This is a genomic window from Halorarius litoreus, assembly GCF_024362405.1.
GTDB classification, from domain to species: Archaea; Halobacteriota; Halobacteria; order Halobacteriales; family Haloarculaceae; genus Halorarius; species Halorarius litoreus.
Window position 1 is genome coordinate 1250749 of record NZ_CP101454.1, and the last position, 19227, is coordinate 1269975.

The window sequence follows — 19227 nt, forward strand, 5'->3', positions numbered from 1 at the left end:
AAACAGCTAATACCGAGAATAACGTCCGGCAGCGCACGTTGATTCCGACAGGTGTACAGAGCCAACGGGTAGTACTGCACGTTGACGACGACCACGACGTTCTCGACGTTGGGGCGTCCTCGATGGAACACGCGGCCCCGAACGTCCACATCCTCGACCATGACAATCCGGAGAGCGCGCTCGAAGCACTCTCGTCCACCACCGTGGACTGCGTCGTCAGCGACAGCATCCGGATGGCCGACGGCACGCCGTTCGTCGAGCGCGTCCGCGACCTCGACGAGTCGGTCCCCATCGTCCTCTTCACGGGGTCGGAGTGGGACGCCGTCCGGGAGACCGCCGAAGCCGTCTCCGCCGCCGGCTACGTTCGAAAGGGGAACGACGCGGTCGGTGAACTGATTCGCCGCGTCGAGAGCGTCCTCGACGGCGACGGAGAGCCGCTGTACACGCTCGAGGGAGGCTGGACGGTCGTCGCCCGCCACGACTGGGACGCGCGCGTCGACCTCAGCACCCGTCTCGTCGAGGCGGTGACGGCCCACACCGGGCTGGACGCCGAGACCGTCCCGCCGCTGTTCGAGAGCATCGACACGGACGCGGTGACGGACCTGCTGGCACCGCTGACCATCGACGGCCGCCGGGCACGCGAGGAGCACATGGAGGTCCACTTCGAGTGGGCCGGCCACGAACTGCTGGTCACGAACGAGGGCGTCATCGCCCTCAGACCGCTCGACGAAGAATAAGTTCCGGCGCGACGCGAGTTACTCCGGCTTCAGTCCCTCGTTCTGGACACGCATGATCCCCTCGCCGTCGGGGAGGTTCGGCGCGTCCACGAGCTTCACGATACGCTTGTCGCCCTTCGACTTCTTCAGGTACATCCGGAACGTCGACTTGTGGCCGAGGATGTTCCCACCGATGGGTTTGGTGGGGTCGCCGAAGAACGCGTCCGGGTTCGACTGGACCTGGTTCGTGACGACGACCGCCGCGTTGAACAGGTTGCCGACGCGATCGAGGTCGTGGAGGTGCTTGTTGAGCTTCTGCTGGCGGTTGGCGAGTTCACCACGACCCACGTACTCCGCGCGGAAGTGGGCGGTCAGCGAGTCGACACAGAGCAGGCGGACGGGGTAGTCGTCGTCCTCGTACTCCTTGGCGATCTCCTGGGCCTTCTCCGCGAGGAGGATCTGGTGGTTGGAGTTGAACGCCTTCGCGACGTGAATCTTGTCGAGCACGTCCGCGACGAGCGCCTCCAGTGCCTCCTCGTCGCCGGCACTCCCCTCGATCTCGCGCTGTTCGAGCGCGGCCTCGATGACCTCGTCGTCCCAGCCACGGACCATCTCGTCGATGCGCTCGGGGCGGAACGTGTCCTCCGAGTCGATGAAGATACAGCGGCCGCCGAGGCCGCCGGCTTCGGGCGGGAGCTGGACGTTGATCGAGAGCTGGTGGGTGATCTGCGACTTGCCCGCGCCGAACTCACCGTACACCTCGGTGATGGACTGGGTCTCGACACCGCCACCGAGGAGGTCGTCGATCTCCGGGATGAGCCACTTGAGCTTCCCGATGCGTTCGCGTCGCGCGAGCACGTCCGAGCCGGTCTCGAAGCCGCCGATGTCCGCGGCTTCGCGCGCGGCGTTGATGATGTCCGCCGCCGAGGACTCGCCGACGTCGGCCTTGTTGGAGAGCTCGCCGGGGGAGGCGACCGCGATGGACTGGTAGGAGTCGTAGCCGTTGTCCTTGAGCTTGTCCGCCGTGGCCGGTCCCACACCGGGGAGGTCCTCGAGGTCAGGTTTGGCTGCCATGGACGGTCGTTGTGCGGCACCCAGTATAAAGCCTCGTTAACAGCGTTGTGAAAGTGTAATCGCCAGGCTGGACGGTGGCGACTCGAACGTCTGACGACAGGTTTTACCCGGAAGCCAACGGCGACCCCCACGGTCGGGCGTCGCCCTCGGGCCACAGCGGGTACCAGTAGGCCTTGTCCTGTTCGACCGAGAGTTCGCCGTCCATCACGGACTCCAGTTTGAACTCGGCGGTCGAGTCACGCTCGCGGCCCGTCTTCGGGGCGAACGGGTAGTAGCTGCCCCGGCGGAAGGAGTAGATCCAGTAGAGCGGCGCACCGGTGCGCGTCTGCTCGAACGCGAAGACCGCCGCCAGCAGTCGCGAGCCGAACCCCGCCTCGATCATCGTGTCCGCGGCGAAATGCACCCCCGTCACGAGGTCCTCGAAGTCGTCGTCCGCGAGGACGACCCAGTCGTAGCCGTGGGCGTCCGTCCGGAACTCGAACTGCGTGCCCGTCTCGTCTTTTCCGGCGTGGAGGACGGCGTCGACCTCGTCGCGGGCGGCGGCGAACGCGGTGGAGTCCACCCCCGAGAAGCAGAGGGCGGCTTCGTCTCCTGGAACGTAGTCGAGTTCCGCCTCCATCGTGACGTACGCCGTCGAGAGCCCGAACAGGTCTTCGGGGTCGGCCGCGCGCGTCGCGTCGGCCTCCGCAGCCATGCCGAGCGCCTCACGCAGCGAGTCGAGAATACCCATACCGGTAGTGGGGGCGGGGGCCGCTAAAGCGGTGTGGTCGGGTCACTCCTCGCTGTCCACCGAGACCGACGCGCGGAGGTACTTCTCGGGGCAGGTCCAGTGGGCCTTCGCCGCGGCCTCGGAGCCCTCGGGGTGGTCGGTCGTACACAGTCGTTCCTGCTCGCTGCGGACGACGGTGCGCTCGTCGTTCGCGCCGGAGCCGTCCTCGCGGACGACGACCGTCTCGGGCAGGCTGTCGGCAAAGCGGAACCGAACCTGGTAGTGGCTCGCGGCCATGTCCGCCGTACACCCGAGATTCGGGAACCACCCCTTCTCGACGGAGTTGAGCGTCGTGTAGAGCGTGTCTGCCTCGGCGTCGTACCGCACCTCGGTGACGCCGATGCGGTTGCAGCTGCTCGACCCGTAGTACATGAACCCCTGGACGAACACCGCACCGGCGTCGTCGTCCCACGAGACGACGATGGGCCGCGGCCGACGCTGTCGCCGTGGCTCGAAGTCGAGGTCGATACGGGTGTCGACGAGCCCCGACTGCCCGAACGTACAGCCCGCAAGCGCCGTCGCGCCCACAGCGCCCGCTGCGCGCAGGAGGTCGCGGCGTCTCATCGCTCCCCTCCGAGCGCGTAGAGCCGGTTGTCACTCGACGCGACAAACACGTGCCCATCGACGACGGCTGGTGGGCCCTCGATGCGGCCCTGGGTGGCGAACTCCCACAGCCGCTCGCCAGAGGTGGGGTCGAGCGCGTAGAGGAAATTGTCCACACAGCCGGCGTAGACGGCACCGTCGGCCACGGCCGGTTGGGTGGTGAGGGCGTTCCACGCCCAGAACGACCACTGGACCTCACCTGACGTGTCGAGGGCGTACAGGCGACCGTCACCGTGCGCGACGTACACCCGGTCGTCGCCGACGGCTGGTGGCGCGCGGACAGCCGGTTGGCGCGGCCCCGGGTCGCCGTACAGGGCACTACCGCCATCTTCGTCGCTCGTGAGCGTCGTTCCGGGGTCGAACCGCCAGACCGGTTCGCCGTCGCGTACCCGGACGGCGTGGACGGAGCCGTCGTCGAGGCCGACGTACGCTCGGCCCCCGGCGGCGCTCACCCCGGTCGGGTCGCCGTCGACGCGGTCCTCGGTGTCCGTCTCCGGGTCGAACGTGCGTGACCACCGCTTCTCGCCCGTCGCGACATCGAGGCCAACGAGTCGACCGGGGGCGTCGCGCCGCCCGCCCGGGGCGAGTACCGTGTCGCTGGCGACGGCGACTGGGCCGGGCCCCCACTCGCCGACGCGTGTGCTCCACAGCCGCGAGCCGTCGGCGAGCGACCGGGCCTCGACGTGGCCCGTCTCGCCGATTTCGAGGTAGAGTGTCCCGTCGTGGAGCGTCGGCGCGGCGACTTCGTCCCCCGGCCGCGTCGTCCACAGCGGCTCGCCGGAGACGGCGTCGAACGCGCGGAGCACGTCCTCCATCGGGACGACGACCGTCCCGTCGCCCACCGCGGCAGTGGTGTCGACGTACTGTCGCTCGGGGAGCGACTGCCGCCACGCTTCGTCGCCGGTCGCCGCGTCGAACGCGACGAACCGGTCGCGGCCGCCGAGGAACACTCGGCCGTCGGCGACGACCGGTGACTGTCGCAGCGGGAAGTTCAGGTCCGCACGCCACCGCTGTTCGACCGTCTCGACGGGGCCGTGGGCGGCGGTGGTGCCGCTGTTGGCGGCGGTCCGGCCGAACTGCGGCCACCGGCCGGTGACGCGCCGGGTCGCCGAGGCCGCACAGCCCGCGAGCGCGACGCTCGCGGCACCGACGGTAGAGAGGAGGGCTCGTCTGGAGGGCATCGCTCGTGCGTCTCGGTCCGCGGGAAAAGCTCTTGTGCCGCCTACTGCGTCTCCAGTTCGCGTTCGAGCTCGCGGAGCTTCTCGACCCGCTTCTCGGTCGTGGGGTGCGTCGAGAACAGCCGGCCGACGAACCCCGAGCGGATGGGGATGATGAAGAACGCGTTCATCTCCGCCTGCTCGCGCATGTCCTCCTTCGGAACCTGGTCCATGCGCCCCGAGATCTTCAGGAGCGCGGACGCGAGCGCCGACGGCTTCCCGGTGATGACCGCCCCGCCGCGGTCGGCGGTGAACTCGCGGTACCGCGAGAGCGCCCGGATGAGCAGGAACGAGATTATCCACACCACCAGCGAGGCGAGGATGGCGACGATGACCGGCGCCTGGTTCCCGTTGCGCCCCCGGCCGCCGCCGAAGAACCAGCCCCAGCGGACGATAAGGAACGCGATGGTGGAGAGGAACGACGCGATGGTCATGACCGCCACGTCGCGGTTCTTGATGTGCGCGAGTTCGTGGGCGATGACCCCCTCCAGTTCCTCTTCTGTGAGGGTGTTCATGATGCCGGTCGTGACGGCCACCGCCGAGCTCTTTTTCGAGCGGCCGGTCGCGAACGCGTTCGGCATCCGCGAGTCAGCCACGGCGATCTTGGGTTTCGGGAGGTCGGCCTGCTGGGAGAGCCGCGAGACCATCGCGTGCAGTTGTGGGTACTCCTCCTCCGAGACCTCCTTCGCCCCCATCGAGTAGAGCGCGAGCTTGTCCGAGAAGAAGAACTGCGCGCCGAGGAACAGCGTCATCACGACGAGGATGGGGAAGATGTTGTTCGAGAAGAACACGGCCATCACCCCGACGAACACGATGTAGAGGGCAAACAGGAGGAACATGGTGAAGAACATCCTGCCACGGAGCCCCCAGTCCGGTTTCCATTCCATACGCATACTGGGTGATGAAGGAATATAGGCCTCCCGGGGAGCCGCGGCGGCCACGGGCGCCCGGCGGGACCAACGACGTGCAGTTTAAACGCGAGAACGCACGAACACTACCCAATGAGTGAGTCACGGCAGTTCTGTCCCCGGTGTGGCGACCCCGTCGAACGCCCACCCGACGCCGACCTCCCCGGGTCGCCCGCAGGCAGAGACGCCACCCTCTGTGATTCCTGCTACTTCGAGGACTTCGAACTCGTCGACGCCCCCGACCGCATCGAGGTGAAGGTCTGCTCGCAGTGCGGTGCGGTCCACCGCGGCAACCGCTGGGTGGACGTGGGCGCCCAGGACTACACCGACATCGCGGTCGAAGAGACCGCCGAGGCGCTCGGCGTCCACGTCGACGCCCGCGAGGTGTCGTGGGGGGTCGAGCCCGAGCAGGTCGACCAGAACACCATCCGGATGCACACCCTCTTCACGGGGCTCATCCGCGACACCCCGCTGCAGGAGGAGGTCACCGTGCCCGTCTACATCGCGCGGCAGACCTGCGACCGCTGTGGCCGCATCGCGGGCGACTACTGGGCGAGTCTCGTGCAGGTTCGGGGCGCGAACCGAACCCCCACGACCGAGGAGATGGACCGCGCGGAGACCATCGCCGAGGAGTACATCGCCGAGCGCGAGGCGACGGGCGATCGCAACGCGTTCATCACGAGCGCGAAGCGCGGCCCCGACGGCCTGAACATGAAGATCTCGGCGAACCAGATGGGCGAGGCCATCGCCCACCGCATCGTCCGGGAGTTCGGCGGGAACGTCTCGGCGGCCGAGACGCTCGTCACCGAGGACGGCGACGGCAACGAGGTCTATCGCGTCACGTTCGTCGCGCGCCTCCCGGAGTTCACCCCCGGCGACGTCATCGACCTCGACGACGGCGACGGCCCCGTCATCGTGACGAGCGCGCACGGGAACCTGAAGGGGACGCGCGTCGAGACGGGCGAGCGGTACGAGGCGAGCCACGAGGAGGGCATCGCCCCCGACGCCCGCAAACTCGGCAACTGGGACGACGGCCAGCCCACCACGCTCGTCGCCATCGAGGACGACCGGGCGGTGCAGGTGCTCGACCCGGAGACGTTCGAGACGAAGACTATCCCCCGCCCGGACTACATGGACCCCGACGCCGACGAGGTGCGCGTGCTGCGCTCGCGTGCCGGCCTCCACGTCCTGCCCGACGAGCGCCCGGAGAGCCACGCCGATGCCTGAGGGATTGGCGGTCGTCGTCGACATGCAGGCCACCCAGGCCGCCATCGACGCACTCGAAACGGAGGGGGTGTACGACCCCTCGCGCTCGGTCGAACCCTTCGAGGAGGGCATCGCCATCCCGGTGACCGCGCGACCCGAGACTGTCGAGGGGCGCGTGGTCGAGACCGACCTCCCAGCCAGAAACCGCGACCTCCGTGATTTGCTCGCCGCACGGGGCTGGGACGACGCCGACCTCGAACAGGTGCCGTCGTCGTGGGCGGTGCTGGGGAGCTGTATTGTCGTGGACGACACCGGGTTTCCCGACCAGTCCGCCGTCGGCGACGCCCTGCTCGACCTCCACGGCAACGCCGACACCGTCCTCCTCCACCGGGGTATCTCGGGGCGCCAGCGGGAACCAGACGTCGAGGTCATCGCAGGCGTCGGCGACACCGAGGTCGTCCACACCGAACACGGCACGAAGTACGCGATGGACCTCTCTCGGGTGATGTTCTCGCCCGGAAACCAGGCCGAACGCGCCCGGATGGGCGAGGTCGTCGACGCGGACGAGCGCGTGTTCGATATGTTCGCCGGCATCGGCTACTTCACGCTCCCGATGGCCCGCGCCGGCGCCGCGGTGACGGCCGCCGAAATCAACCCCGAGGCGTATCGCTACCTCGTCGAGAACGCCGTGCTCAACGGCGTCCAGGAGCGCGTCTCGGCGTTCCGCGCCGACTGCCGGGACGTGGACGCGACCGCCGACCGCGTGGTGATGGGCTACTACGAGAGCTACCAGTTTCTCGATGCGGCGCTCGACGCCCTCGTTTCGGGTGGAACGCTCCACCTCCACGAGACCACGCCCGACCCGGAGCTGTGGGACCGCCCCGTCGGACGCATCGAGACCGCCGCGGCCGACCACGGACGCACCGCCGAGATACTGGACCGCCGAGTCGTGAAGACCCACGCCCCAGGAGTGAAACACGTCGTCGTCGACGCGCGGGTCGACTGACTCGCGGAGCGACCGACACACGGGGCGGCCGAGGTTTTTGCCGACGGGCGTCGCACTCGGAGCCATGTACGTCGACTGCGGAACGCTGTTCACGGGGACGGACGTCGTCGCCGACGGCCGCATCGCCATCGAGGACGGCCGCGTGCTCGAATCAGGACCACAGGACGCCGTCGAAGCGACCGGCGACCGGCTCGACCTCGCTGCCGAGGTCGTCACCCCCGGCTTCGTCGACGCGCACCTCCACCTGAAGGGCGCGCGCTCGATGGACCCGATGGACTGGGTCGCGGACGACACGGCGCTCTCGGCAGCGCGGGCCGTCGCGGACGCCGAACGCCTCCTCGACGCGGGGTTCACGACCGTCCGGGACGTGGGCTCGAACGTCGCCATCGGGGTGCGCGACGCCATCGCCGCCGAGGAGGTGCCGGGGCCGCGCGTGTTCGCCGCCGGCCTCTCGATTTCACAGACCGGCGGACACGGTGACCTCCACATGCTCCCCCGCGAGTGGGTGAAAGACGGCGCGGGCATCTCCGAACTCGCTGACGGCGAAGACGAGTGCCGGAGAGTCGCCCGAAAACGCGCGCGGCAGGGCGCGGACGTGCTGAAGATCATGACCACCGGGGGCGTCCTCTCGGAGAAGGACTCGCCGACGCAAGCGCAGTTCACCGACAGCGAGGTCGCGGCGATGGTGGAGGAGGCCCACCGGGTCGGAATGCCCGTCGCCAGCCACGCGCAGGGCGCCGCCGGGGTCAAACGCGCCCTCGAGAACGGCGTCGACACCATCGAGCACGGCTTTCATCTGGACGACGAGTGTCTCGACCTGTTTTTGGAACGAGAGGCGACGTTCGTCCCGACGCTCGCCATCATGCACCGCATCGTCACCGCGGGCGCCGACCACGGCGTCCCCGAGCACGGGCTGCAGAAGGCACGGGAGGCGCGGGAGGCACACCTCGACTCGGTCGAGCGCGCCATCGAGGCGGGCGTGCCCATCGCAACGGGAACGGACTTCATCGGCCCCGACCTCGTCCCGCACGGCGAGAACGCGCTCGAACTGGAGCTACTGGTCGAGGAGGTGGGACTGTCGGTCGCGGACGCCATCGCGAGCGCGACGACCGTCGCCGGGCGAACGGTTCCCGACGACTCGGTCGGCGGGCTCGAAGCCGGGAACTACGCGGACTTCCTCGTACTGGGTGGCGACCCGCGCGACGATCTCGGGGCGTTGCGCGACGTTCGAGAAGTTTACCGCAAGGGCGAGCGCGTCCGCCAGTAGAGCACGACCGCACAGCCGAACCCGACCAGCGCGACCGCCGCCGCGAGCCCGAACGCGACCCGGTAGCCCGTCACCGAGTAGACTGTCGCGCCGCCGATGGTCCGCCCGGTGGCGTAGCGGTCGAGGACGAGCCCCATCGCCGGCGGGAGAATCGCGGCACCGGCGAACCCGACCGTGTTGACGGTACCGGTCGAAACGCCCGACGCACCCGCGTCGTGCCGCTCCTTGACGACGGAGTAGGTGAGCGCGAACGTTCCGGTGAGCGTCCCGGCGAGGAAGAACACGACGCCGACGAGCGGGAGCGGCGGCCGACCGACCACCGCGAGCAGGGTGAAGACGCTCGTGTAGACGGCGATGCCCGCGACGATGAGCGGCGTCCGGGTGCCGAGCCGGTCGGAGAGCGCGCCGATGGTCGGTGGCCCGAACAGGATGCCCGCGCTCCCGGCGAGCGTGAACAGCGACGCGCGCGTGACACTCACGCCGTACGTCTGGACGACGTAGGGGACGCCCCACAGCCCGAACACGGTGATGTTGATGCCCGTGCCGGCGAACAGCACGGCGCCCGCGAGCCACGTCTCGGGCTCGTCGAACACCCGGCGGGCGTTGCGCACGACGCCGCGAAGTGACGGCTGGCTCGGCGTCGGGACCCCACCGACGGGCTGGAGCCCCGCGTCGGCCGGCGAGTCCCGGACGAACACCGCGACGAGCGCCGCGAGCAGGAACCCGACGACTGCGAGCCCGGCGACCGTCTCGCGCCAGCCGGCAGCCGCGACGACCACGGCGAGCGGCGTGGTCGCCAGCACGCTCCCGAGCCCGGCGATGGCGATGGTCAGCCCCGACAGGCGCCCGAACTCCGAGGGGCGAAACCAGTTGGCGGCGAACCGGAGGATGGCGATGAACAGGAACGAGCCGCCGAGTCCGACGAGCCCCCGGGCGAGGAACGCGACGGCGAACGACGGGGCGAGTGCGAACACCAGCCCACCGACCGACATGATGGCGGTGCCGGCGGCGACGCTCCAGCGCGCCCCCGCGCGGTCGGCGAGCGCGCCCGCCGGGATCTGGAGGGCGGCGTAGACGACGAAGAACGACGAGTGGAGCACCCCGAGTTCTGCCCCGGTCGCGGCGAAGTCGGCGGCGAGCCGGTCGGCGAGGACGGCCGTCGAGAGGCGGTAGATGGCGACCAACACGTACGCGGCGGCGAGCACCCCAAAGAGGAGCCAGCGCCGGGTCGTGGGGTCGCGAACGTTCACAGTCGGTGTCGTCGTCGGGCCGCGAAAAGGGTTGGCTTCGGGGCATAGCGAGATGGGGTGGCGACCATCCCTCGGGAGACGGGGCACGTCCGCGACCCGGTTGCCAAGGCAAACTGTTATCCACCAGTCCGCAGACACGTTATCATGAGCGGAGTCACCTCCGACCGCGTCCTCGCCGACCTCGAGCTCACGCGGGGGCTCACCATCCAGATGCTAGCGATCGGCACCCTGGGGATGCTCGTCGGCTGGGTGGGGTTCAGCGCCATCTATCAGCTCGGCACCGGCGACCCCGTGAGCTTGCAGTTCGCGCCGGCGTCGTTCGGTTGGCTGGCGACGCCGGTGAACGTCCTGGTGCTCGTGTTCCTCGGGACGGTCATCCTCGTCCCACACGAGTGGTTGCACGGGCTCGCCATCCGATACTACGGCGGCGAACCACGCTACGGCGTCGGCGTCGCGCACTTCGTGCTGCCCTACGCGTACGCGACGACCGACCACGAGTTCACCCGCAACCAGTTCGTCGTCGTCCTGCTGACTCCCCTGGTGGTGATGACAGCCGTGGGGGTCCCGCTGATGCTCGTCTTCGAGTGGGGCTGGCTCGTCGTCCCGTTGGCGCTGAATGCCGCCGGCGCGGTCGCCGACGTCTGGATGACGCTGATGGCGCTGGGCTACCCTGCACACGTGCGGATCGTCGACCACGAGAGCGGCGTCAGAATCCTCGGCCGGGAGACCGACCGCCCGCGCTCGCTGTCGATCACGTCGCTCGTCTGGGACGCGCTCTCTGGCGCGGCGGTGGCCCTGTTTGCGGTGTTCGTCCTGCTGGCGGTCGTCGGTCCGTTCGTGCTGTCGGCACTCGGCGTCGAGTCGCTCACCGTCGGCACGCCGGGGAAGCTCACGTACTTGTTCGCGTTCGTCAACACCCCCGAGGAGATCTCCATCAGCGTCGGGCCCGGAATCCTCAGCCTCGGCGCCCTGCTGGGCCTCGTGTACGCCTTCGCCCGAAGCTATCGGCGGGGGACGCGCCCCAGCGTCCACACCCCGTGACCCGCCACACGGAGTAGCGACCGCCGACGCTGGGGAACGGCGACCGACACGGCTGCCACGCGCGACTCGCGTGTCGCTCACTGCGTTCGCTCCCGCTCGTTTCGAGGGCTCGCTACGCTCGACCACGCGCTACTCGCGGTTCCCTCCGGTCACCGCTCGATTTTCCTTGGCCTCGCTACGCTCGCCCTCGCTCTACTCGAACGGTAACGATCCCGGCTCCTCGGCGACGACCCACCAGTGTACGTCGGCTTTCGGATGCCGTCGCTCGGTGTGCGTCTTCAACTGGTCGTGCGCGTCGAAATCGCGCCCACACAGGTTACACCGGTAGTGTCGATTTGCCATACGGCACTATACGTCACGAACCGACAAATCCATGACGGCGTGGCCGGCGAGAAGCGGGCGTTTCGAAGTCTTTAATCGGTGACGCCCGGACCCTCAAAACGACTATGACGAAGGTTAGCATCATCGGCGCGGCGGGGACCGTCGGTGCCGCGGCCGGCTACAACATCGCGCTCCGCGACATCGCGGACGAACTCGTGTTCGTCGACATCCCGAAGATGGAGGAGAAGACCATCGGGCAGGCGGCGGACACGAACCACGGCATCGCCTACGACTCGAACACCCGAGTCGTGCAGGGCGACTACTCGGCGACCGAGGGCTCCGACGTGGTCGTCATCACGGCGGGCATCCCCCGGAAGGAGGGCCAGACCCGTATCGACCTCGCGGGCGACAACGCGCCCATCATGGAGGACATCGGCTCCTCGCTGGCCGAGTACAACGACGACTTCGTCTCCATCACGACCTCGAACCCCGTGGACCTGCTGAACCGGCACCTCTACGAGGCCGGCGACCGCGACCGCCACAAGGTCATCGGCTTCGGCGGCCGCCTCGACTCCGCGCGGTTCCGCTACGTCCTCTCCGAGCGGTTCGACGTCCCGGTCCAGAACGTCGAGGCCACGATTCTCGGCGAGCACGGCGACGCACAGGTCCCCGTGTTCTCGAAGGTCCGCGTCGACGGCGCCGACCCCGAGTTCTCCGACGGCGAGAAGGAGGAGATTCTGGGTGACCTGCAGGAGTCCGCGATGGACGTCATCTCACGGAAGGGCGCGACCCAGTGGGGCCCGGCGACCGGCGTGGCCCACATGGTCGAGGCCGTGCTTCGCGATACGGGCGAGGTGCTTCCCGGCTCGCTCGTTCTGGATGGCGAGTTCGGCTACGACGACACCGCGTTCGGCGTCCCGGTCAAGCTCGGCGCGAACGGCATCGAGGAGGTCGTCGAGTGGGACCTCGACGACTACGAGCAGGAGCTGATGGACGACGCCGCCGACAAGCTCTCCGAGCAGTACGACAAGATCTCGTAAGCGACCCATCTCCCTTCTTTCGTGCCCACGGCCGCCAGCCACGGCTCCCGGTCGTACAGGTCGCACGCCGAACAGCCGGTCCACCGCGTACTCGCGGCGCGATCGGTCACTCGTCGTCGTGGGTCCGCTCGGTCGTGACGTCGTCGGGCAGGCGGGCGTCGGTGAACCCGGCCCACTCCTCGACGTGTGTCCCCTGACTTCGTGACATGGCGTCACTCGGTAGGGTCACCATCGAGATATATAACGATTGTGTCGAACCGCGGCGAGCCCGCCGCTGTCGGGCGTTCAGGGGATGAGCTGCTCGCCGTCGTCGTCGAGGATGCGGATAGCGTCGACGGGGCACGACCGCGCCGCGAACTTCGCGTCGAGCTCGGCGTCGGCGGGCACCTCGCGGACGAACAGGTCCGCTTCGACCTCCTCGCTGTCGGCCAAGACGGCCTTCCCTGCTGACTCGTCTCGCTCGAAGGCGTCCCACTCCGCGACGCACTGGAACATCCCGATACAGGTGTCCCGGTCGTACTCGATGCGCATACGCACCGTCAGCAGCGACCGACCAAAGGGTTGGCGACACTGTCGATACACGACGGCAGGGACACCGTCGATACGCGGCGGTAGGGTCAAGCCACGGGACGTGTCACACCTACGCATGCCACTGCTCGAACTGAAGCTCCGCGAGGGCCGACTCGACGACGCTGCAATCGAGGAGTTGACGACCGAACTCACCCGCGCCGCGAGCGAGGCCGAGGGGACGGACCTCGACCGCGCGAAGTCGCTGACGTGGACGCTCGTGGACAGCTTCGAGGACCGCGAGTGGCGCGTCGGCGGCGCCCCGGCAGAGGGCCCGACGTACCTCCTGCGCGCGCACCTCGCCGAGGGGCTGGTGGACGACGCCGGCAAACAGCGGTTCGTCGAACTCGCCGACGAGGCCATTCAGGCCGTCGACCCCGACTACAACCCCTTCGCGGCGTGGGTCATCGTCAACGAGGTCGACGACGGCAACTGGGCCGCAGGTGGGAGCGTCCTCCCCAGTTCCCAGATCGCGGACCTCACGGGCGCCGAACTCGTGGACTGACCCGACGACCAGTTCCGCCGCGGGGAGCGACCATTTAAAAACGAAGGGGCGCTACCCGACTCCAATGGACGTGTTCGACGTGCCCGCCGTCCCGGAGTGGTTGCCCCAGCACCTCCGGGACGAGGGAATCGAATCGCTGTACCCGCCGCAGGGCGAGGCGGTCGAGGCCGGCGTCACCGAAGGCGAGTCGCTCGTCGCGTCGATTCCGACGGCGTCGGGCAAGACGCTCATCGCCGAACTCGCGATGTTCTCGGCCGTCGCCCGCGGCGGCAAGGCCCTCTACATCGTTCCCCTGCGCGCGCTCGCCTCCGAGAAGAAGGCCGAGTTCGAGGCGTTCGAGCAGTACGGCCTGAGCGTGGGCGTTTCGACCGGCAACTACGACTCCGACGGAGAGTGGCTCGCCCAGAAGGACGTCATCGTCGCCACCAGCGAGAAGGTCGACTCCCTGGTCAGAAACGGCGCGCCGTGGATCGACCAGCTCGACTGCGTCGTCGCGGACGAGGTCCACCTCGTCGACGACCGGAATCGAGGACCCACGTTGGAGGTCACGCTCGCCAAACTCCGGGGCCGAAATCCGAACCTGCAGGTCGTCGCGCTCTCTGCAACGATCGGCAACGCCGACGAGCTCGCCGACTGGCTCGACGCCGCGCTCGTCGACAGCGCGTGGCGCCCCATCGACCTCCGAAAGGGCGTCCACTACGGCCAGGCGCTCCACTTCGACGACGGCACACAGGAGGAGTTGCGCGTCAAATCCTCGGAGAAGCCCACGGCGGCCATCGTCCGCGACACGCTCACCGACGACGTGGACGCCGAGGGCAACGTCGTCGAGGCGGGCGGCTCGACGCTCGTGTTCGTCAACTCCCGCCGGAACGCCGAGGCCGCAGCCAAACGGCTCGCGAACGTCACCTCGCCACACCTCGCTGGCGACGAACTCGCGGCGCTCGCCGAGGTCGCCGAGGAGATTCGTGGGGTCTCCGACACCGAGACGAGCGACGACCTCGCGGACGCCGTCGAGAAGGGCGCGGCCTTCCACCACGCGGGACTCGCCTCGCAACACCGCGAACTCGTCGAAGAAGCGTTCCGCGACCGGCTCGTGAAGTGCGTCTGTGCGACCCCCACCCTCGCCGCGGGCGTGAACACGCCCTCTCGCCGGGTGGTGGTCCGCGACTGGCGGCGCTACTCGGGCGACGCCGGCGGGATGCAGCCCCTCTCCGTGCTCGAAGTCCACCAGATGATGGGTCGCGCGGGACGACCGGGGCTCGACCCCTACGGCGAGGCCGTCCTGCTCGCGAACAGCCACGACGAACTCGACGAGCTGTTCGAACGCTACGTCTGGGCGGAACCCGAGCCCGTCCGCTCGAAGCTCGCGGCGGAGCCGGCGATGCGGACCCACCTGCTCGCGACCATCGCCTCCGGGTTCGCCGACTCCCGCGAGACGCTCGTCGACTTCCTCGAACAGACGCTCTACGCGACGCAGACCAACGAGAGCGGCCGGCTGGAGCAGGTGATGGACGACATGCTCCGCTACCTCGAAGTGAACGACTTCATCGAGGAGACGGAGAGTGGGCGGCTGAAGGCGACCGGGCTCGGCCACACCGTCTCCAGACTCTACCTCGACCCGATGAGCGCCGCGACCATCATCGACGGCCTCCAGCAGGCGGAGACACCGTCGGCGCTCGGGCTCTACCACCTCGTCTGCCGCACCCCCGACATGTACCAGCTCTACCTCCGAAGCGGCGAGCGCGAGGAGTTCACGATGGAGGCGTACGAGCGCGAGGGCGAACTCCTGGGCGACGCCCCCTCCGAGTTCGAGGAGTCGCGGTTCGACGACTGGCTCTCGGCGCTCAAGACCGCCATGCTGCTCGAAGACTGGGCGAACGAGACCGACGAGGACCGCATCACCGAGCGCTACGGCGTCGGCCCCGGCGACATCCGCGGGAAGGTCGACACGGCGGAGTGGTTGCTGGGTGCGGCGGAGTCGCTCGCGGGCGAACTCGGGCTCGGGTCGGCGGCCTCGGTCCGCGAAGCGAAGAAGCGCGTCGAGTACGGCGTCCGCGACGAACTCATCGACCTCGCGGGAGTCAGGGGCGTCGGCCGAAAGCGCGCCCGTCGGCTGTTCGAGGCGGGCATCGGAACGCGTTCAGAACTCAGAAACGCGGACAAGTCCGTCGTGCTCGCCGCGCTCCGGAACCGCCCGAAGACGGCCGAGACCGTCCTCGCGAACGCGGGTCACCAGCACCCCGAGATGGACGACGTGACGCCCGACCCGGACGCCGCTCCCGACGACGTGGCGGAGCCGAGACACGACGACTCGGACGACGACCAGTCGAGCCTGGGTGACTTCTGATGGAGCTGGTCGAGGGCACCGCGACGGTCGACGACGTCGACGAGTTCGTGGCGACGCTCGCGGACATCGCGGCCGACCACGGCGTCACGGTCCAGGCGTTCGACGCCCGCTACGTCGTCTCCCGACGGCACCTCGAACGCGCGGTCGAACTCGCGGACCGCGAACGAGCGCGCGGCGAGGCCATCGCACGCGACCGTGCAGTCGAGATACTGCTGTACGCCGCGGGGCGCCGACAGATCACCCGGGCGCTGGAGCTGGGCGTCGACGAGGGCGAGACGCCGGTCGTGGTTCTCGTTGACGACGACGGGGACGGAGACGGCGACGAACGGGCCGCGAGCGAGGCTGTCACCGACCTGCTCGCGCCCGCGGAGACGCTCGGGGCGTACGACGAGGAACGCGTCCGCGAGTTCTTCGAGGTCGGCGACGCCGAACTCGCGGCGACGGACGCGACCCTCGAGGACCTCGTTCTGGAGCGGGTCGCGCTGCTGGTCGTCGAGCGGTAGCGCGGCCGCCCCGCCAGCCGGGGGAGGAGTCTTGCCGGTCGGCGGAGAACCCCCGGTCATGGTCGTACTGGACGACCCCGTGACCGTCGGCGGCTGTCCCCTCCCGAACCGGCTGTATCGCGCCCCTCTACTGGAGTGTGCCGGCACCGGCGAGGGCGCGGTCGACCGCTTGATTCACGAACTCGAACCCGCTGCGGCCTCGGGCGTCGGCCTCGTCTTCCAGGGCGCGAGCATCGTCACCGAGGAGGGGGGCTGTGCGGTGCCGAACATGACGCGCGTCCACGACCCGGCGTTCGTCGCGGCCCTCGAACGGCTCACCGGTACCGTCCACGACCACGGCGGGCGCATCTTCCTCCAGCTCGCCCACGGCGGCCTTCGGAGCCGGTCGCTGTGGCACCGCGGCTACGGCCACGAGGGTGGCCAGCTCGCCGTCTCCCGGCCACCGGCGACCGTCCGGGCGCTCGACCGTGTGGGGCTGCTCTCGCTCGACGCGCACGTCCTCTCGACTGCCGAGGTCGAGGACCTGGCCGAGGCATTCGGCCGGGCCGCGGGCCTCGCGGTCGACGCGGGCTACGACGGCATCCACCTCTCGGGCGCGAACATGGGCATCGTCCAGCAGTTCCTCTCGCCGCAGTTCAACCGCCGTGACGACGCGTTCTCGGACGGCGTGCGGTTTCTCGAACTCGTCCACGACTCGATTCGCGACCACGCCGGGGACGTGCCGCTGGTGACGAAGGTGCCCGCCGAGACCCAGGCCCCGAGGTGGGTCCGGCGACGGCTCGAACGCGACGAAGCGGTCGACATCTGTGCGCGGCTCGCGGCGTACGGCTACGACGGGCTCGTTCCCGTCGAGGTGTCGACGTTCTGGGACATGAGCATCGTCCGGGGGGCCTACCCGGCACGAGCGTGGGCCGACGACGGCCTGCGAGCCGGCTACCAGGAGGCGTGGGGGCCCTACTGGCGGCTCGTCGCGCTCCTGAACCGCTGGCAGTCGCTGCGCTTCGAGCGCGAACCGGGCTGGAACGCGGCGTTCTGCCGGCTCGTCCGCGAGCGCGTGGACGTGCCGGTCTTCTGTGAGGGCGGGCTCCGCGAGCGCGTCGACTGCGACCGGCTGCTCGGCGACGCCTGCGACCTCGTAGGGATGGCCCGGCCGTTCTACGCCGAGCCACGACTCGGAAAACGACTCCTCGGCGACGAGGACGCGGGAGCGCTCTGTGCGTCGTGTAACAACTGCACCGTCCCACAGGTCACGGGCGCCGAGGGGCGGTGCCGGACTCCGAGCGTCGTCCGCGAACGCGCGCGGCGCGAGCAGGCCGGCGAGTACGACTGACACCATCTTCCTGGAGGGACGGGGTTATGCGTGTGGCCTCCAGAGCGGACGTATGGATGTACGCGCCTCGTCGCGAACCGTCGGGCTCCCGCTGCCCGACGGTCGCGGGGGGACCGACGAGGTGACCGTTCGGTATCTGGTCGCGGGCGAGGGGCCACCGATGGTCCTGCTCCACGGCATCGGACTCGATGCCAGCGACGTATCGTGGCGACACACGCTGCCGGCGCTCGCCGAGACCCACACGGTGTACGCACTCGACTTCCCGGGCCACGGCGAGAGCGGGCACTCCTCGCGGCGGTACACGACGGCGCTCTTCCGGGCGACACTCGAGGCGTTCCTCGACGCCCTCGACCTCCACGACGCGGCGCTCGTCGGCATCTCGATGGGGGGCTGTGTGGCGCTCGGCCACGCGCTCGACAACCCCGTGGAGAAACTGGTGCTCGTCGACAGCTACGGGCTCGGCGGCGACGCCGGCTGGCGACCCTCCGCGTGGGCACTCCTCAGAACGCCGTTCGCGCACAGCGCGTGGTGGCAGACGGTCGGAGCGACCCGGACCACGGTCCGGACCCACCTCGACGCGCTCACCGGCGGCGCCCCGTCGGCCGAACTCGTCGAGGACGTGTACCAGGCGATCCAGGAGCGGAAGGTCGGCCGAGCGGTCGCTTCGTGGCAGCGGTCGGAGTTCCGCGCGACGGGGCTGAAAACCGACTATCGCGACCGACTCGACGAGCTGGACGCCGAGACGCTGTTCGTCCACGGCACCGCCGACCCGCTCATCCCGTCGCGGTGGTCACGACGTGCGGCCGAGGCGACCGACGCGGAGCTGGCGCTGTTCGATGGTGTGGGTCACTGGCTCCCCCGAGAACAGCCGGCGGCGTTCAACGAGCGCGTTGCGGCGTTCCTCGCCTAGTTCGGCACGTCGTCGATGAGGACGACGGCCTCCCCGTCGATGACCGTCGACTCCTCGTCGTCGACGACCGTCGTGCGGAGCCGGAAGCGGCCGCCGCCGAGGTCCTCGACGATCTCCACCTCGGCGGTGATGCGGTCGCCGATGCGGACAGGCGCCTGGAACTCGACGTCCTGTGAGAGGTAGATGACGCCGCCCGGGAGCCGCGCGAGCGCGGCAGAGATGAGCCCGGCGGCGAGGGTCCCGTGGACGATGCGGCCGGAGAAGCGGGTCTCTTCGGCCCACTCCTCGTCCAGGTGAATGGGGTTCGTGTCGCCCGAGGCGGCGGCGAACCGCTCGACGTCGCGCTCGTCGAGCGTCTTGGTGAACCGGACGAAGTCACCGACGCCGAGCTCCTCGCCGGCCTGGAGTTCCACGTCCCACTCGGGGAGGTTCTCGGCCGGTTCGAGCCGGTCTTCGACGGAGACCGACTCCGGCTCCGAGTCGGCTGTCGAGGTGGGGTCGGGAACGGAGACGCCGAACGCGGCCGCCATCGCTCGATTCGCCTCGATGGCGGCGTCGAACGCCCGTACTGACGACTTCGACCAGAGGTCGAACATCGACGGGGTGTGCGAACTCATGTGCCACCCGTAAGCACTCTCATAGTAAAA

Annotated in this window: 20 protein-coding genes; 11 read left to right on the top strand and 9 right to left on the bottom strand. The window is 69.2% G+C overall.

Annotation, left to right across the window (positions count from 1 at the left end; translation table 11 throughout):
- Positions 1-38: 38 nt before the first annotated feature.
- Positions 39-737 (top strand): HalOD1 output domain-containing protein, encoded by a 699-nt coding sequence (locus NL126_RS06380; RefSeq protein ID WP_255198089.1) that lies wholly within the window; start codon positions 39-41, stop codon positions 735-737.
- Between the two features lie 18 nt (positions 738-755).
- Here the strand turns inward: NL126_RS06380 and radA are convergent, their stop codons facing one another.
- From radA to htpX, 5 genes are all read right to left on the bottom strand, one after another.
- Positions 756-1790, bottom strand: a complete 1035-nt coding sequence (radA, locus tag NL126_RS06385) for a DNA repair and recombination protein RadA (protein ID WP_255198090.1) — start codon at positions 1788-1790, stop codon at positions 756-758.
- 103 nt (positions 1791-1893) lie between these two features.
- The gene (gene pspAB, locus NL126_RS06390) at positions 1894-2520 is read right to left on the bottom strand and encodes a PspA-associated protein PspAB (protein ID WP_255198091.1); all 627 of its coding nucleotides are present in this window, start codon (positions 2518-2520) and stop codon (positions 1894-1896) included.
- Positions 2521-2562: 42 nt separating this feature from the next.
- Positions 2563-3123, bottom strand: a complete 561-nt coding sequence (locus NL126_RS06395) for a twin-arginine translocation signal domain-containing protein (protein WP_255198092.1) — start codon at positions 3121-3123, stop codon at positions 2563-2565.
- Complete coding sequence (locus NL126_RS06400) at positions 3120-4343, bottom strand: outer membrane protein assembly factor BamB family protein (protein ID WP_255198093.1); 1224 nt, start codon at positions 4341-4343, stop codon at positions 3120-3122. Before NL126_RS06400 ends, NL126_RS06395 begins: the two co-directional genes overlap by 4 nt.
- A gap of 41 nt (positions 4344-4384) precedes the next feature.
- Positions 4385-5266, bottom strand: coding sequence for a zinc metalloprotease HtpX (htpX, locus tag NL126_RS06405; protein ID WP_255198094.1), 882 nt, complete (start codon positions 5264-5266; stop codon positions 4385-4387).
- Between the two features lie 114 nt (positions 5267-5380).
- Between htpX and NL126_RS06410 the strand changes: the two genes are divergently transcribed.
- The 3 genes from NL126_RS06410 (at position 5381) to NL126_RS06420 (ending at position 8766) form a co-directional block, all read left to right on the top strand.
- Positions 5381-6514 carry a 60S ribosomal export protein NMD3 gene (locus NL126_RS06410; RefSeq protein ID WP_255198095.1) on the top strand — a complete coding sequence of 378 codons (1134 nt, stop codon included), beginning with the start codon at positions 5381-5383 and terminating at the stop codon, positions 6512-6514.
- A complete protein-coding gene (locus NL126_RS06415) occupies positions 6507-7499 on the top strand; it encodes a class I SAM-dependent methyltransferase (protein WP_255198096.1) in 993 nt (330 codons plus the stop codon). The genes NL126_RS06410 and NL126_RS06415 overlap by 8 nt, the downstream gene beginning before the upstream one ends.
- Before the next feature lie 64 nt (positions 7500-7563).
- Entirely contained in the window at positions 7564-8766 is a 1203-nt protein-coding gene (locus NL126_RS06420) for a metal-dependent hydrolase family protein (RefSeq protein ID WP_255198097.1), read from the top strand.
- On the opposite strand, the gene NL126_RS06425 is transcribed toward NL126_RS06420, so the two are convergent.
- A complete protein-coding gene (locus tag NL126_RS06425; protein WP_255198098.1) occupies positions 8736-10016 on the bottom strand; it encodes an MFS transporter in 1281 nt (426 codons plus the stop codon). The two genes, NL126_RS06420 and NL126_RS06425, sit on opposite strands and share 31 nt — an antisense overlap.
- Before the next feature lie 144 nt (positions 10017-10160).
- On the opposite strand from NL126_RS06425, the gene NL126_RS06430 reads away from it, so the two are divergent.
- Positions 10161-11057 (top strand): DUF3267 domain-containing protein, encoded by an 897-nt coding sequence (locus NL126_RS06430; RefSeq protein WP_255198099.1) that lies wholly within the window; start codon positions 10161-10163, stop codon positions 11055-11057.
- Positions 11058-11249: 192 nt separating this feature from the next.
- Here NL126_RS06430 and NL126_RS06435 read toward each other — a convergent pair whose 3' ends face one another.
- Positions 11250-11399 carry a hypothetical protein gene (locus NL126_RS06435; RefSeq protein WP_255198100.1) on the bottom strand — a complete coding sequence of 50 codons (150 nt, stop codon included), beginning with the start codon at positions 11397-11399 and terminating at the stop codon, positions 11250-11252.
- Between the two features lie 104 nt (positions 11400-11503).
- Between NL126_RS06435 and mdh the strand changes: the two genes are divergently transcribed.
- Entirely contained in the window at positions 11504-12418 is a 915-nt protein-coding gene (gene mdh / locus NL126_RS06440; RefSeq protein WP_255198101.1) for a malate dehydrogenase, read from the top strand.
- Between the two features lie 285 nt (positions 12419-12703).
- Here mdh and NL126_RS06445 read toward each other — a convergent pair whose 3' ends face one another.
- On the bottom strand, positions 12704-12949 hold the full coding sequence (locus NL126_RS06445) for a ferredoxin (RefSeq protein WP_255198102.1): 246 nt from the start codon (positions 12947-12949) through the stop codon (positions 12704-12706).
- A gap of 115 nt (positions 12950-13064) precedes the next feature.
- On the opposite strand from NL126_RS06445, the gene NL126_RS06450 reads away from it, so the two are divergent.
- The 5 genes from NL126_RS06450 (at position 13065) to NL126_RS06470 (ending at position 18580) form a co-directional block, all read left to right on the top strand.
- Positions 13065-13490 carry a hypothetical protein gene (locus NL126_RS06450; protein WP_255198103.1) on the top strand — a complete coding sequence of 142 codons (426 nt, stop codon included), beginning with the start codon at positions 13065-13067 and terminating at the stop codon, positions 13488-13490.
- Between the two features lie 64 nt (positions 13491-13554).
- The gene (locus NL126_RS06455) at positions 13555-15837 is read left to right on the top strand and encodes an ATP-dependent DNA helicase (RefSeq protein WP_255198104.1); all 2283 of its coding nucleotides are present in this window, start codon (positions 13555-13557) and stop codon (positions 15835-15837) included.
- Positions 15837-16340, top strand: coding sequence for a KEOPS complex subunit Cgi121 (cgi121, locus tag NL126_RS06460; protein WP_255198105.1), 504 nt, complete (start codon positions 15837-15839; stop codon positions 16338-16340). Before NL126_RS06455 ends, cgi121 begins: the two co-directional genes overlap by 1 nt.
- A gap of 58 nt (positions 16341-16398) precedes the next feature.
- Entirely contained in the window at positions 16399-17670 is a 1272-nt protein-coding gene (locus NL126_RS06465) for an oxidoreductase (protein ID WP_255198106.1), read from the top strand.
- A 52-nt stretch (positions 17671-17722) separates the two neighbouring features.
- Positions 17723-18580: an alpha/beta fold hydrolase gene (locus NL126_RS06470; RefSeq protein WP_255198107.1), complete on the top strand. Its 858-nt coding sequence runs from the start codon at positions 17723-17725 to the stop codon at positions 18578-18580.
- On the opposite strand, the gene NL126_RS06475 is transcribed toward NL126_RS06470, so the two are convergent.
- Positions 18577-19197, bottom strand: coding sequence for a MaoC family dehydratase (locus NL126_RS06475; RefSeq protein ID WP_255198108.1), 621 nt, complete (start codon positions 19195-19197; stop codon positions 18577-18579). The two genes, NL126_RS06470 and NL126_RS06475, sit on opposite strands and share 4 nt — an antisense overlap.
- Positions 19198-19227: the final 30 nt, after the last annotated feature.

Coding starts and splice junctions, on each gene's coding strand:
- radA (WP_255198090.1), bottom strand. CDS start 1,790: ATGGCAGCCAAACCTGACCTCGAGGACCTCCCCGGTGTGGGACCGGCC.
- pspAB (WP_255198091.1), bottom strand. CDS start 2,520: ATGGGTATTCTCGACTCGCTGCGTGAGGCGCTCGGCATGGCTGCGGAG.
- NL126_RS06395 (WP_255198092.1), bottom strand. CDS start 3,123: ATGAGACGCCGCGACCTCCTGCGCGCAGCGGGCGCTGTGGGCGCGACG.
- NL126_RS06400 (WP_255198093.1), bottom strand. CDS start 4,343: ATGCCCTCCAGACGAGCCCTCCTCTCTACCGTCGGTGCCGCGAGCGTC.
- htpX (WP_255198094.1), bottom strand. CDS start 5,266: ATGGAATGGAAACCGGACTGGGGGCTCCGTGGCAGGATGTTCTTCACC.
- NL126_RS06410 (WP_255198095.1), top strand. CDS start 5,381: ATGAGTGAGTCACGGCAGTTCTGTCCCCGGTGTGGCGACCCCGTCGAA.
- NL126_RS06415 (WP_255198096.1), top strand. CDS start 6,507: ATGCCTGAGGGATTGGCGGTCGTCGTCGACATGCAGGCCACCCAGGCC.
- NL126_RS06420 (WP_255198097.1), top strand. CDS start 7,564: ATGTACGTCGACTGCGGAACGCTGTTCACGGGGACGGACGTCGTCGCC.
- NL126_RS06430 (WP_255198099.1), top strand. CDS start 10,161: ATGAGCGGAGTCACCTCCGACCGCGTCCTCGCCGACCTCGAGCTCACG.
- NL126_RS06435 (WP_255198100.1), bottom strand. CDS start 11,399: ATGGCAAATCGACACTACCGGTGTAACCTGTGTGGGCGCGATTTCGAC.
- mdh (WP_255198101.1), top strand. CDS start 11,504: ATGACGAAGGTTAGCATCATCGGCGCGGCGGGGACCGTCGGTGCCGCG.
- NL126_RS06445 (WP_255198102.1), bottom strand. CDS start 12,949: ATGCGCATCGAGTACGACCGGGACACCTGTATCGGGATGTTCCAGTGC.
- NL126_RS06450 (WP_255198103.1), top strand. CDS start 13,065: ATGCCACTGCTCGAACTGAAGCTCCGCGAGGGCCGACTCGACGACGCT.
- NL126_RS06455 (WP_255198104.1), top strand. CDS start 13,555: ATGGACGTGTTCGACGTGCCCGCCGTCCCGGAGTGGTTGCCCCAGCAC.
- cgi121 (WP_255198105.1), top strand. CDS start 15,837: ATGGAGCTGGTCGAGGGCACCGCGACGGTCGACGACGTCGACGAGTTC.
- NL126_RS06465 (WP_255198106.1), top strand. CDS start 16,399: ATGGTCGTACTGGACGACCCCGTGACCGTCGGCGGCTGTCCCCTCCCG.
- NL126_RS06470 (WP_255198107.1), top strand. CDS start 17,723: ATGGATGTACGCGCCTCGTCGCGAACCGTCGGGCTCCCGCTGCCCGAC.
- NL126_RS06475 (WP_255198108.1), bottom strand. CDS start 19,197: ATGAGTTCGCACACCCCGTCGATGTTCGACCTCTGGTCGAAGTCGTCA.